Annotated in this window: 12 protein-coding genes; 8 read left to right on the top strand and 4 right to left on the bottom strand. The window is 65.3% G+C overall.

Features of this window, described 5'->3' with window-relative positions; translation table 11 throughout:
- Positions 1 to 41: 41 nt before the first annotated feature.
- Positions 42 to 827, bottom strand: coding sequence for an IclR family transcriptional regulator (locus tag MU582_02215; protein ID UPK75472.1), 786 nt, complete (start codon positions 825 to 827; stop codon positions 42 to 44).
- Positions 828 to 1,023: 196 nt separating this feature from the next.
- Between MU582_02215 and MU582_02210 the strand changes: the two genes are divergently transcribed.
- The 8 genes from MU582_02210 (at position 1,024) to MU582_02175 (ending at position 9,984) form a co-directional block, all read left to right on the top strand.
- Complete coding sequence (locus MU582_02210) at positions 1,024 to 2,001, top strand: phosphotransacetylase (protein ID UPK75471.1); 978 nt, start codon at positions 1,024 to 1,026, stop codon at positions 1,999 to 2,001.
- A 253-nt stretch (positions 2,002 to 2,254) separates the two neighbouring features.
- On the top strand, positions 2,255 to 2,854 hold the full coding sequence (locus tag MU582_02205; GenBank protein ID UPK75470.1) for a tripartite tricarboxylate transporter TctB family protein: 600 nt from the start codon (positions 2,255 to 2,257) through the stop codon (positions 2,852 to 2,854).
- Between the two features lie 24 nt (positions 2,855 to 2,878).
- Positions 2,879 to 4,417: a tripartite tricarboxylate transporter permease gene (locus tag MU582_02200; protein UPK75469.1), complete on the top strand. Its 1,539-nt coding sequence runs from the start codon at positions 2,879 to 2,881 to the stop codon at positions 4,415 to 4,417.
- Between the two features lie 4 nt (positions 4,418 to 4,421).
- Complete coding sequence (locus tag MU582_02195) at positions 4,422 to 5,420, top strand: tripartite tricarboxylate transporter substrate binding protein (GenBank protein ID UPK75468.1); 999 nt, start codon at positions 4,422 to 4,424, stop codon at positions 5,418 to 5,420.
- 115 nt (positions 5,421 to 5,535) lie between these two features.
- A complete protein-coding gene (locus tag MU582_02190) occupies positions 5,536 to 6,330 on the top strand; it encodes an IclR family transcriptional regulator (protein ID UPK75467.1) in 795 nt (264 codons plus the stop codon).
- A 170-nt stretch (positions 6,331 to 6,500) separates the two neighbouring features.
- Positions 6,501 to 7,922: an aldehyde dehydrogenase family protein gene (locus MU582_02185; GenBank protein UPK75466.1), complete on the top strand. Its 1,422-nt coding sequence runs from the start codon at positions 6,501 to 6,503 to the stop codon at positions 7,920 to 7,922.
- Positions 7,919 to 9,091: an acetate--CoA ligase family protein gene (locus MU582_02180; protein ID UPK75465.1), complete on the top strand. Its 1,173-nt coding sequence runs from the start codon at positions 7,919 to 7,921 to the stop codon at positions 9,089 to 9,091. Before MU582_02185 ends, MU582_02180 begins: the two co-directional genes overlap by 4 nt.
- Positions 9,088 to 9,984 carry a CoA-binding protein gene (locus tag MU582_02175; protein UPK75464.1) on the top strand — a complete coding sequence of 299 codons (897 nt, stop codon included), beginning with the start codon at positions 9,088 to 9,090 and terminating at the stop codon, positions 9,982 to 9,984. The genes MU582_02180 and MU582_02175 overlap by 4 nt, the downstream gene beginning before the upstream one ends.
- Before the next feature lie 362 nt (positions 9,985 to 10,346).
- Here the strand turns inward: MU582_02175 and MU582_02170 are convergent, their stop codons facing one another.
- The 3 genes from MU582_02170 to MU582_02160 are packed head-to-tail and all read right to left on the bottom strand — an operon-like array spanning position 10,347 to position 13,116.
- The gene (locus MU582_02170; protein UPK75463.1) at positions 10,347 to 11,165 is read right to left on the bottom strand and encodes an ABC transporter ATP-binding protein; all 819 of its coding nucleotides are present in this window, start codon (positions 11,163 to 11,165) and stop codon (positions 10,347 to 10,349) included.
- Between the two features lie 3 nt (positions 11,166 to 11,168).
- Positions 11,169 to 12,218 carry an ABC transporter substrate-binding protein gene (locus MU582_02165; protein ID UPK75462.1) on the bottom strand — a complete coding sequence of 350 codons (1,050 nt, stop codon included), beginning with the start codon at positions 12,216 to 12,218 and terminating at the stop codon, positions 11,169 to 11,171.
- Positions 12,219 to 12,270: 52 nt separating this feature from the next.
- Positions 12,271 to 13,116, bottom strand: a complete 846-nt coding sequence (locus MU582_02160; GenBank protein UPK75461.1) for an ABC transporter permease — start codon at positions 13,114 to 13,116, stop codon at positions 12,271 to 12,273.
- Between the last annotated feature and the right edge of the window lie 201 nt (positions 13,117 to 13,317).

Below are 13,317 nucleotides of genomic sequence, written 5' to 3'. Positions count from 1 at the left end.
GCCGATTTGACCCACGATCGATACGATCGCCGGATAGTCCCTCAGCCCGACATCCTGCGGTCGATGGGCACGAAGCGGGCGACTTCCTTGGCCGCGATCTGCACCCGCTCTCCGAGTTCGAGCACACGCCGCTTGGGCATCCGCACGGTCGGAACCTGCACGGTCACCGCAGCCTGTGCCTCGCCGTACGAGTCGAGCACGGGGGCACCCACACAGCGGACGCCGGCGACGTTCTCCTCATCGTCGATGCTGTAGCCGCGCTCTCGGATCTGCGCCAGCTGTGCGTCGAGTCGTGCGGGAGTACGAAGCGTGTTGTCTGTAAGCGGCTTGAGGCTCTCGGGAAGAGATGCGACGTACGTGTCTGCATCAGAAGACCTCGACAGCATCGCTTTGCCCGATGCAGTCGAGTACAGCGGGAACCGAGCACCGGGGTGCTGCTCGAACCGAAGAGGCAGCGTGGATTGCACACGCATCATGACCACCGATTCGGACCCCTCGCGTACGACGAGGTTCACCGACTCCGACGTCTCGGCATTCAGATCCTCGAGAACGGGAAGCGCCCGGTCGAGCCCGAAACCACGCTGCGCGGCCTGGCCGAGCAGGATGGCGCCGCTCGCGAGGTAGTAGTGACCGGTCTTCGGGTTCTGGGCGATCAGGCTCTCGGCGAGTAGCGCACCGAGGATCCGCTTGGTCGTGCCGGTCGACAACTCGAGGCCGGACGAGATCGCACCCGCCTCCAGCTCATCCGGCGACTCGGCGAGCATCCGCAGCACCGCAAGGGCACGCCCGATCGCCTGTGTTCCGGCCGGTGCCTGCTTCGCGCTCATGCTCGTTCCTCCTCGGGTCAGCGTAGGTCGTCGGCGTCGGACGCGCCGACTGGTACCGCGAATCCTGCAGCGAACTGGATCTTTCGGCCACCCAGGAGGTGCGAGCAGAGTTGTCACGACCGACGGCGAGGTGGTGGACGATGCGGATCGTAGCCACGACCTGGCCAAGGGCATGCGCCGACGGAGCTCTGATCACGTGACCACCCTCGCCGACCAAGAGTTGCTGACTACCAGTTGGCTCGACCGCGTCGGGTCGTCCGAGCGGGTTCGCGTGGTACTACCCGAAGGTGAGGACGACCGTGTCATCAGTGCGGCCAATTCCCTTGCAAGCAAGGGCATCGATGTAGCAGTGGTCGGACCGTCGGCCGTGTCACGCTCGCTCGATGATCGGGTGGAAGTGGCGACGCTCGCCAGCCTCGCCGATGGTGATGCCGGCGAGTACGTACGGTCGCGGTACTCCGACGGGAAGCGTACGCGCGAACAGGTCGAAGCTGCCGCGTCCGCGCCGATCAACCTGGGCGCCGCCCTGGTCGGACTCGGCCGCGCGGATGCCTGTGTCGCGGGCTGCACCTCGCCGACGGCAGACGTACTGCGCGCAGGCCTCAACGTCATCGGGCTTGCCCCCGGGTTCCGCACCCTGTCGAGTAGCTTCGTACTCGTCCTGCCCGATGGCCGACCGCTCGCCTTCGGCGACTGCGCGGTCGTACCGGACCCCGACGCCGAGGGACTCGTCGACATCGCGGTCGCGAGTGCTGCAACCTTCGAATCGCTGACCGGCGAGTCCGCTGCCGTGGCCCTGCTCTCGTTCAGCAGCATGGGCAGTGCCGACCATCCGAGTATCTCCAAGGTGCGCGCCGCTCTCGCGCTGCTCCATGAACGCGCACCCGATCTGCTCGCCGACGGAGAGATGCAGTTCGACACTGCCTTCGTGGAGTCGGTCGCCGCAACGAAGGCCGCCGGTTCGCCAGTCGCTGGTCGCGCAAACGTCTTCATCTTTCCCGACCTCGCGTCGGGCAACATCGGGTACAAGATCGCCCAGCGACTCGGCGGCGCACGCGCGCTCGGCCCCGTCCTGCAAGGACTCGCAGCACCGCTGAACGACCTCTCCCGTGGCGCGACCGCGGACGACATCGTGGACGTTGCGCTACTCAGCGCCGTCCAGGCGATCGCCTGAGCGATTCCCACATCTCAACGAAACAAGGCGTCTCGTAGTCGTCCTGTGCTCGATTGCAGACAGCTTCCCCCGCGATACACACGAAGTGATTGACGTCACGCCGACACGGGTTTAGTGTCATGTGGAATAGATTGCCATATAGCGAAACACCTATCGCCGCACCGAGATCCGACCCCGCTGGCTATCCGGCCTGGTCTCGTACGACTATAGTGCAGTAACTCAGGTGTATAACACTAGTTCTGGAGTCGCAGACATGTCGATCGAGCGATCCATCGCCGCACACAGGCCGGCCGCAACGGTCTCGAACCGAAGCCGCGCACTCGCAATCGGCCTCCGCGCGTCGCTGCCCGAGATCGTCGTACTCGTGACCAGCATCGCGCTTTACGTACAAACACTTGACCTTCGCCAGAGCGACGAAGGACCGGGCCCTGCCCTCTATCCACGAATCCTGATCGCACTGCTCGCCTTCGTCATGCTGTTGCGGACCGCCGGCCAGGTCCGGTCCGCGCTTCGGGCAAACGAAGACGCCAGCACCAGCACGGTCAGGCCGCCGGCGGAGGAGGACGTCGCGGGCCTTCCGCTGCTGCGGATCGCGCAGGTGATCGCGATCTCTGTCGGGTTCGTGATCGCCACCGTGTACCTCGGCTGGCTGCTCGCGACCTTCCTGTTCGTCCCGCTCTTCTGCTGGGCGTGCGGTAAACGCAACCTGTTCATCACGGTGCCGCTCGGAGCCGCGCTTGCGGTCGGATCTGCGTACCTGTTCATCAAGCTGGTCTACATCGCACTGCCCACCGGCATCGGCGTGTTCGACGAGTTCTCGGTCCAGGTGTTCATCGCACTCGGAATCTACTGACCCGCCGACTGCACCGGAGGTCCGATGGAAACCCTACAAGGCGCGATGGACGCGCTCACCAGCTTCGACCTGACCATGTGGGCGATTCTCGCTGTCGGCGTGCTGACCGGTCTGATCGTCGGTGTGCTCCCGGGGCTCACCTTCGTGATGGGCGTGCTGCTCATCCTGCCGTTCACGTACGGCATGGACACCGACGCGAGCATCGTGCTGATGCTCGCGGTCTACGTCGCCGGCACCTACGGCGGCGCGCTCACGTCGATCCTGCTACACATTCCCGGCGAGCCGAACAACGTACCGCTGCTGTGGGACGGCTATCAGATGACCCGCAAGGGCAGAGCCGCCGAGGCGCTCGGGTGGGCAGCGATCTCCGCACTCGCGGGCGGCCTCGTCGCATGGCTGCTACTCACCTTCGCCGCACGCTCGTTCGCACATTTCGCCCTCAAGTTCGGCCAGGCGGAGTACTTCATCATCATTCTGCTCGGGTTGACCAGCGTGCTCGCCCTCGCGGAGCGGTCGGTGCTTCGTTCCATCGCATCAATGCTGATCGGGATGCTGGTCGCCACCGTCGGCGTCGACGACGTGTACGGGACGGTCCGCTTCGACTTCGGCATCGACATCCTTCGCGACGGCATCGACTACCTGCCGATCATGGTCGGCATCTACGCCCTCGGCAGCGTCATCCAGCGTTACGGCGCACGATTCGAGGAAGACGCTGCACAGCAACCGGCACGGATCAGAACGACCATCCCCGGTCTGCGCGCGCTACGCGCTCGCTCGGGTGCACTCGGTCGCGGTGTCGTGACCGGCTCGCTCCTCGGGGCGGTTCCCGGTGCTGGTGCGACCGTCGCGTCGTTCGTCTCATACGGCATGGAGAAGCAGTTCGGCAAGTTCCGGTCGAAGGTTGGCAAGGGCGACCCGAACGGCATCATCGGCCCCCAGTCAGCGTCGACGGCGACCGTCGGTGGCGCGTTCATCCCGCTCCTCGTGCTCGGCATCCCCGGCAGCGCCGCCACAGCCGTCATCCTCGGCGCGCTCATGCTCCATGACGTTCAACCCGGCCCGCGGATCTTCGAGACCCAACCCGAGCTCGTGTACACCATCGTCGCTGCACTCCTGGTCAGCGTCATCCTGATGTTCATCTTCGGTCTGCTCGCCACGAAGCCGATGGTGCGGCTGCTCTCCGTTCCGGAGGTGTACGTCGCCGCCGCCATCGTGCTGTTCGCGTACATCGGCGCCTTCGCGATCCGCAACTCCATGTCGGATGTCTGGGTCATGACGATGTTCGCGGGGCTCGGATTCTTCATGCAGCGCTGGGGTTACCCACTTGCACCGCTGGTACTCGGGGCGATTCTCGGGCCGTTGGCGGAACGCTACTTCGTCACGGCGATGATCTCGTCGGGCAACGACCCGATGGTGTTCATCGATCGACCGATCTCGGCCGTCCTCACGGTGGTCTGGGTACTGCTTCTCACCTTCCTGGTCTATCGCGCAGTACGAAATGCGCGGGCTTCACGCGAAGCACCCGACGCCGAACAGACCGCCTCGTACGCCAACAAGGAGTGAGCACATGTCCAGAAACAGATCGAAGGTTGCGACATCGGCGACGTTGTCGGTCGCCCTCGTCGCCGCCCTCGCAGCCTGCAGTACCAACACCTCGTCGGGCGGTGGCGACTCGTCCACGACATTCCGCCGGCCGGTCGAGATGGTCGCGCCGTTCGGTCCCGGCGGCGGATCCGACCAGGTCGCTCGGGCCGCAGCGGCCGAGATGGAGTCGACGATCGACACCGATGTGCCGGTCGTCAACGTACCCGGCGCCACGGGGAGCACCGGCACCACGAAGATGCTGTCCGGCCGTCCGGGTGAGTCGATGTCGATCCTGATCCAGGACACCCTGACCACGGTTCCCGCCGGGGCTGCGGCCTTCTCGATGGACGAGCTGACCGCAGTCTGTCGGCTCCAGTCGATGCCTTCGGCCCTGATGGTGCGTAAGGACGAGTTCAAGGACTGGAAGGAGCTCGCCGCCGGCGCGAAGTCCAAACCGGGCGAGCTCACCGTCGCGACTGTCGGGTCGAGCAGCGTCGACGACGTCGTACTCGCCGCCCTCGACGAAGCACAGCAGACTGAGTTCCGCGCGGTGCCGTTCTCCGAACCGAGCGAACGGTACGCAGCGCTGCTCGGCGGCGAGGTCGACGCGATGTACGAGCAGCTCGGCGACGTCCGGGAGTACCTCGACTCCGGAGAGTTCGTACCCGTGATCCTGTTCTCGTCGGTCCCGGTCGAGGGGTACGAAGATGTACCCACTGCCGCAGACATCGGACTACCCGAGGAGGTCGTGCTGCCGCAGTTCCGCGGAATCGTCGTCAACGCCGATACCGATTCCGGCGTGGTCGATGCCTTGTCCGACGCGTGCAAGGACGCCGTGGAGTCGCCCGATATGGAGAAGTTCCAAGAGCAGGTCTACGCGGACGACGACAGCTACCAGAACGCCGATGACTTCCAGGCGTTCCTCGATGAGCAGGACGAGCTGATCGGCGACCAGCTGGAGAAGTACGGCATGACGGACTGAGTTGGGGCCGCCCGGTTTCGCGCATCTGTCCGTCGGCGATCGGATGTGCGAAACCGAGTGTCGTCTACGCTGCTGATAGCATTCAGCCGCGTCAGCAGAAGCAAGCGGGGTCGACATGAGTGAGGCGGATTCGCCGTCCAACGAAGGGCGCGTCGCCGGCGCTCAGACGATCGCAAGAGCGCTCGAGGTCCTCGACGTTCTTCGTACCTCGAATCGCGACGTCGGGCTCACCGAGATCGCCCGAACGCTGTCGCTGCACACCAGCACCGCTCATCGCGTTCTACGAGCGCTCGCAAGTGCCGGATACGTTGCACAGCGCCCCGATAGCGGTCGCTACCGACTCGGTCGGTCATCGTTCCTGCTCGGTCGCGCGGCCGAGCGCGACCTCGGGTTCGATGCCGTCGCCCCCGTACTCGAGCAGCTTCGCGACGACACCGGCGAGTCGGTGAACCTCGTCGTGCGCGACGGCGACATGGGGCTCGTCGTACTGCGATACGAGTCATCACAGCCGCTTCGCTTCGCTCAACCGACAGGTACCCGGATCCCCTTGCATTGCACGAGCACGGGCAAGGTACTCCTTGCGTTCTCGGCGGATCCCTCGTCGGATCTCAAGGCGTTGGGCAAGCTCGAGGAGCTCACCTCGTCCACGATCACCTCGAAGGCCGCACTCACCCGCGAGCTGGAGCAGGTTCGCAACACCGGCTACGGCACGAATCTCGGCGAGCGCATGCCCGGCGTATGCGGCATCGCCGCCCCCGTCCTCGCCGCGGACGGCTCGCTGCTCGCGGCGCTCGCCGTACAGGGCCCACAGGTCCGGATGCCACAGAACAGGCTCGATGAGCTGAGCACCGTCGTCGTCGAGGCGGCGGCCCGGGTTGCCGAGATGCTGCCGTCCGGCTTCCAGATCTGAGCGATCCGCTTCAGGAGTTCGGTGCAGATTGCACCACTGCCTGACCGACTCGTCGTGCAATTCGCACCGAACTTCGCCATTCGTACACGGCGGCTGTTGCGCGGTCACTGCGTTCGCTTTAGTCTCTATATGGAAGTCTTTCCCATATAATGACAGCGGAGGTTGGCGCGGTGAGCATCGCTACCAGGGCACCCGAGTTCGACTCCCAGGTCGCCGACCAGATCGCCACGCTCGTCGATCGGGCACGAGCGGCTCAGCGTGAGTACGAGACGTACGACCAGCGTCGCGTCGACGACGTCGTCGACGCCGTGGCCTGGGCCATCGTCGAGCCCGGCCGCGCGAAAGCGCTCGCCGAGCTCGCGGTCGCGGACACCGGCCTCGGCAACGTCGCGGACAAGTACACGAAGAATCGCCGCAAGACGATGGGCACTCTGCGCGATCTGCAGGGCGCACCGTCCGTCGGCGCGATCGCCGAGCTACCCGACCTCGGACTCACCGAGTACGCGAAACCGATGGGTGTCGTCGCGGCGGTCTGCCCGTCGACCAACCCCGCGGCAACACCGGCGAACAAGACGCTGATGGCGCTCAAGGCCGGAAACGCGGTGATCCTGTCGCCGTCGCCCAAGGGCGCATCCACCTGCCGATTACTACTGCGCTACATCCACGAGCAGCTCGCGGCGGTCGGCGCACCTGCCGATCTGGTGCAGGCGATAGACCAACCGAGCAAGGACCTCACGTACGAGTTGATGCGGCAGGCGGACTTCGTGGTTGTCACCGGCTCGCAGAAGAACGTACGCGCGGCGTACAGCTCGGGCACACCTGCGATCGGCGTCGGCGTCGGTAACGCACCGGTGCTGATCGATGCCGATGCCGATCTGGCCGATGCTGCCGCGAAGATCGCGCTCAGCAAGACCTTCGACTACGCAACGAGCTGCTCGTCCGAGAACTCCGTCCACATCCACGACACCGTCTACGACGACGCGCTCGCAGCCCTCCAGTCGGTTGGCGGTTACTTGCTCGACGCGCGCCAGCGCGCTCAGCTCGAGCAGGCGATGTGGCCGGACGGGCGGCTCAGCCAACGGGTGACCGCCCAGTCGCCGGCGACGATCGCTGAGTACGCCGGACTCGAGGTTCCCGAAGGCACGGAGTTCTTCTTGGTGGAGGAGGACGCGTACGGCCCGAACCACCCGTTCAGTGGAGAGAAGCTCTCGGTAGTGCTGACCGTCTACCGCTGGTCCGACCTCGACGAAGCGCTCGACCGAGTCCAGGGGATCCTCGACTTCCAAGGCGCCGGACACTCCTGCGGAATCCACACCCGCAGCGACGAGCGTGCCCGCCATGTCGCCGAGCGACTTCGGGTCGCGCGCGTACTCGTCAACCAAGCGCACGCGATGGGTAACGGGGGCAGCTTCGACAACGGCCTCGGCTTCACGCTCACGATGGGCGCGGGTACATGGGCGGGCAACAGCATCAGCGAGAACCTTTCGTACCGCCACTTCTTGAACACCACACGTATCGCGCGGGTGATCGAACCCCGAGAGCCGAGCGAGGACGACCTGTTCGGCCACTACCGCAGCACCTACGGGATGTGACCTACGTGAATCTGCTCGAACACCAAGGCAAGCAACTGCTCGGCGATGCCGGACTGACGGTCCCCCGTGGCGACGTCGTCGACAATGCCGGAGCAGCGCGACAGGTCGCCGAACGGCTCGGCGGGCGCGTCGTGTGCAAGGCGCAGATCACCAGCGGCAAGCGAGGCAAGGCGGGCGGCGTACGCGTGGTCGGATCGCCCGCTGAGGCAGAGGCGGCGGCCAGCGAGATCCTCGGCAGCGACGTACACGGCCACCGTGTACGCGCGGTGTTGATCGAGGAGGCAGTCGACATCGAGCGCGAGCTGTACGCGGCCGTACTCGACGACCCGGCCAGCAAGGGTCCGGCGCTGCTCTTCTCCACTGCCGGCGGCATGGACATCGAGGAGGTCAACGCGACCGATCCCGAACGAGTCCACCGCCTCCCACTCGACGTACGCGAACCCGACGCCCACGCCGAGATCAAGGACGTGCTCCAGCGGAGCGATCTCGACTCGCAGCACGTCGAGGCTGTGACGGATGCGCTCGTCGAGCTGTACCGCCTGTACCTCGACGTCGACGCAAGTCTCGTCGAGGTCAACCCACTGGTGCTGACGAAGGACAGCACCGTGCAGGCAGTCGACGCGAAGGTCACGATCGACGCGAGCTCGGTCGGCCGTCAGGAGGAACGGATCGCCGACCTGCCCGGTGGTCTCCCATCGGATGACGGCACCGACCTCGAGCGACAAGGCAAGGCCGCCGGCCTCACCTACATCGAGCTGGACGGCGATGTCGGCGTCCTCGCCAACGGCGCCGGTCTGACCATGACGACACTCGACGCGATCAACCACTTCGGGGGCCGGCCGGCGAACTTCCTCGAGATCGGTGGGGACGCGTACACTAAAGCCGTCCCGGCATTGCAACTTGTGCTCGCAAATCCCAACGTACGCAGCCTGTTGGTCAACTTCTGCGGCGCGTTCGCGCGTACCGACGTGATGACCGAGGGAGTCATCAAGGCCATCGAGGAACTGAAACCGGACCTACCTATCTCGTTCACCATCCACGGCACGGGCGAGGAGGAGGCGGTGGCGTTGGTACGCGAGCGTCTCGGCGTGGAGCCATACGACCTGATGGACGATGCCGTCCGCACGTCGATCGCCGATGCACAGCGCAACCGGGAGGTCTCGGCATGATCATCACCTCGGAGCACACAGTCCTGGTGCAGGGCATCACGGGTAGGCAGGGCCAATACTGGACGCAGCGCATGCTGGAGTGCGGCACCCGTGTCGTGGCGGGCGCGAGCCCGGGTAGGGCAGGTCGCGAGGTACACGGCGTACCGGTCTACGACAGCGCGGCCGACGCGGCGCGAGCCCACGAGCTCGACGCCACTGTGTTGTTCGTACCGCCCGCACGAGCGAAGGATGCCGTCATCGACGCCGCCGAGGCGGGCATTCGTACGATCGTGTGCCTTGCCGAACACATCCCCTCCCACGACGTGATGGAGATGCTGGCCGTTGCCCGTGAGCGTGGCTCGATCGTGCTCGGTCCCAATACCGCTGGTCTCGTCGTACCCGGCCATTCGAGTGTCGGGATCATGCCCGGCTTCGCCGACAACATCTTCCGTCCAGGCAACATCGGCGTTGTCTCCCGAAGCGGCAGCCTCGGCACGCTCGTCTCCATGAACCTCGTCACCGCCGGATACGGCCAGTCGGCGTTCATCGGAGTCGGCGGCGATCCGATCCTCGGGACGACGACGGCCGATGCAGTCCGTGCCCTCGCCGACCACCCGCACACGGAAGGGATCGTGATCGTCGGTGAGATCGGCGGATCGATGGAGGAGGACGCCGCCGAGGTGATAGCCGAGTTGGGAGTGCCGGCCGTCGCCTTCATCGCCGGACGAAGCGCTCCCCCCGATCGACGGATGGGTCATGCCGGAGCGATCGTGACGGGCGATCGAGGCAGTGCAGAGTCCAAGCTCACCGCACTTCGCGGTGCCGGAGTGACCGTCGTCGACATCCCCAGCCAGATCGGAACTGCACTCGCAGACCTCGGCGTACGCCCGCATGCGACGGTCGGCGCTGGCTGAGTAGGTCTGTTGCCGTCTCGTTTCGATTCGGCCACTCGCCGCTTCGACTTGGCTTCGCTGTCGACTTTCCGGCTCGTTCGGTCGGGCAAGGACGCGGCGACGCGGGGAGCCGCCACTCGGTCCGGTAGCTTGCCGGCTTTCCCGTCACTTTGATATTGGATCGGGGCAAGGTTCAGCTTTGGCGTCACATTCGTACCGGTGGCCACTGTCGTACCAGTAGGCATGGCAACCTGTCACTTTGCACGGCGTACCTGCCATGCGAAGTGGAGTTTCACCATGTTTACTTGGTAAACCACCACCGAGCGACCCCGCAGAAGCCCACCGAAACGGGAAAGTCGGCAAGGAACCCGAGGTCGTACGACTCAGACCGCGGAGCCCCGGTAGATCGTCAGCGCTATCTCCTCGCGCAGCTCTGCGAACGCGCTGGAGGCGCGGATCTCATGCGGCTCGGCATCATGGAGCTCTGGCACCCGGACGTCGCGGTCGAGTACGACGCGACCGGGTCGAGGACTCATCACCAGCACCCGCGTGCCCAGGTAGACGGCCTCCTCGACGCTGTGAGTGATGAAGAAGACGGTCTTGTGGGTTTGGCGCCAGATGCCCAGGAGCTCCTCCTGCAGCCTCTCGCGAGTCAAGGCGTCGAGCGCGCCGAAGGGTTCATCCATCAGCAGCACATCGGGCTCGTTGACGAGCGCCCGAGCGATGGCGGCCCGCTGCTGCATACCTCCGGACAACTCGTACGGGGGGCGGTTCGCGAAGTCCTCGAGGCCGACGAGCTCGAGGAGAGCATCCACCCTGGGTCCGTACGCTGACTTCGACTCTTTACGCATCCTCGGGCCGAAGCTCACGTTGTCGCGTACGTCGAGCCACGGGTAGAGGTTCGGCTGCTGGAACACGACACCGCGGGCAGGGTTCGGTTCGGTTATCCGTGCGTCTCCCAGCGTGATCTCGCCTTGCGTCGGCTGGAGGAACCCGGCGAGCATCTGCAGCAGCGTCGTCTTACCGCAACCGGATGCGCCGACGATGCAGACGAACTCGCCGGCGTCGACCTGCAGATCGATCCCGTCGAGCGCATGGACGTTCTCGGACGCGGTCTCGTACCAGTGCGAGACATCGGCGATCCGTACCCGGTCTTGGCTCTCGACCGGGTCGGCGACTGGCGCTTCGGTATTCGTACTCATCGGTCACCCTCCGACCGCGTCTTGGAGGTACGTCGGATCGACAACGTCGTCGAACGCCTGCTTGTCCGGCACGTCGTCGACGAGGTCGTTGTCGGCGAGGAACTGAGCCGTCTTCTGCAGTGTGTCGCTGAGCGCACCAGGCGAGCCGTCGGTGCCGAGGTAGTCCGGCGCCAGTTGTTCGTCACCGTTCAAGATGATGAGGTCCTTCATCTGCGCGGCCGCCTGCTCCGGTTTGATACTGAACTCATCGGCCACGATCTCCGCCGCCTTCTTCGGGTCGTCCTGGATCAGTTGGGCACCGCGGTTCTCCGCCTCGAGCCAGCTGGCCACGACGTCGGGATTCTCATCGGCGAAGTCCGACGAGACGATGCCGAGATCCGCCGTGACGACGCCCTCGTCGGCGAGATCGCCGCTGCTGACAAGCACCTTGCCGCCGTCGTCGATCATCTCCTGCAACGTTGGATGCCATACGTACGCCGCGTCGATGCTGCCGTCCTTCCAGCCCGCGAGTGCGTCCGGCGGTTGCATGTCGAGGATCGAGACATCCGCGGGGTCAACGCCCGCCTGTTGCAGTGCCGCCACCAAGCTGTACTGCGTCGTCGACCCCAGCGGGGTGGCGACCTTCTTGCCCTCGAGGTCCTCGATCGAGGAGATGCCCTCTTTCGCGACGAGCGCCTCGTTGTCGCCGATCACGTCGTACACGAACGGCACCTTGTAGTCGAGGCCCGTCGCGATGCCGTTCGCGACAAGAGTGCTGCCGACCAGCCCGACGTCGACCGAACCCGAGGCGACCGCCTCGTTGACGTCAGCACCGGCGTCGAACTGGCGCCACTCGACGTCCATGTCGAGCTCGTCCTCCAACCAGCCTTCGTGCTTGACGATCGGTGCGCTGTTCGGGATGACTTGGTACGCGATCCGTAGTTTGTCGCCGCCACCGGTGCTGCTGGAAATGCCCTCGCCGCCACAGGCTGCGAGCAGTAGCGCTGCCGCGGCGACGCCGCAGGCGACGGCCGGCCCGAAGCGACGAGAACGCGTCGAGGTTCGATTGGTCATCGGGGTTCCTTCGTCAGAGGGACGTTGCGTGGCCGCGCTCGAGTCATGGAGATCAGACCTTCCCCTGCCAGGGCACGATCCGCCGTTGCGCGTACTTGGCGATGCCGTCCAGGACGACGCCCGTGATGCCCATGATGATGATGCCGAGGTAGACCACGTCGGTCTGCAGATAACGCTTCGCGTCGAAGACCATCCAGCCGATGCCCATCTGGGCCGCGATCATCTCGGCGGCTACGAGCGTGGTGTAGGTGATGCCGAGGCTGACGCGCATTCCGACGAACAGCTCGGGCAGGATCGACGGCAGGATCACGTACCGCATCACCTGTCGACGGTTCGCACCAAGGGACCTCGCCGCGTCGATTCGGCCCTTCGCCACTGACCGCACGCCCTGCACGACGGCGAGGAAGACCGGCGGGAAGGCGGCGAGCAGCAGCAACGTGACCTTGGAGGCTTCACCGATGCCGAGCACGATCAGCAGTAGTGAGAAGTACGCGAGCGGCGGCAGCACTCGGTAGAACGTGATCAGCGGATCGAGCACTGCGTCCAGCCGCCGGCTGACTCCGGCGAGCACGCCGAGCGGCACCGCGATGACGACCGCGATCGCGAATCCGATCAGTACGCGCTGCAGGCTGATCGACAGGTGCTGAAGCAGGCTGTGGCCGCGATAGCCGTCGGTGAGGGTCCTGATGAATGCGTCCCAGACCGCACCCGGCTCCGGCATGAACAACGGTTTGACCAGGTCAAGCGCTGTCACGGCCCACCACAGCAGCAGGACGGCAAGCACTGCCCCGACGCTGATCAACGGGCGCTCGATGCGAGCGAACGTGCCCTTGGTCGCCTGTCGCCTGACCGGGCGCGACCCCGACGACGATGTCTCGCTCCGCTCGATTGTCGCCATGGCTCCGGCTCCCGTCAGGTTGGAACGACTCGCTGTGGTTCCCCGTGACTGTGCGGCTGGCACCTCACGCTAACGGCGGCATAGGGGTGCCGAAAGTGCCAGTGCGCAGCCAAATCGATGGAACCAGAGTGGATAGTAGACTATGTTACGCGACTAACGTCAATAAACTGCGCTGCGTCAAGTCCCGTGGTCACAACACGT

It is taken from the genome of Nocardioidaceae bacterium SCSIO 66511 (assembly GCA_023100825.1).
Classification (GTDB): domain Bacteria; phylum Actinomycetota; class Actinomycetes; order Propionibacteriales; family Nocardioidaceae; genus Solicola.
Note: the sequence above shows the minus strand (reverse complement) of the source record. Positions and strands in the feature narration are given on the sequence as shown.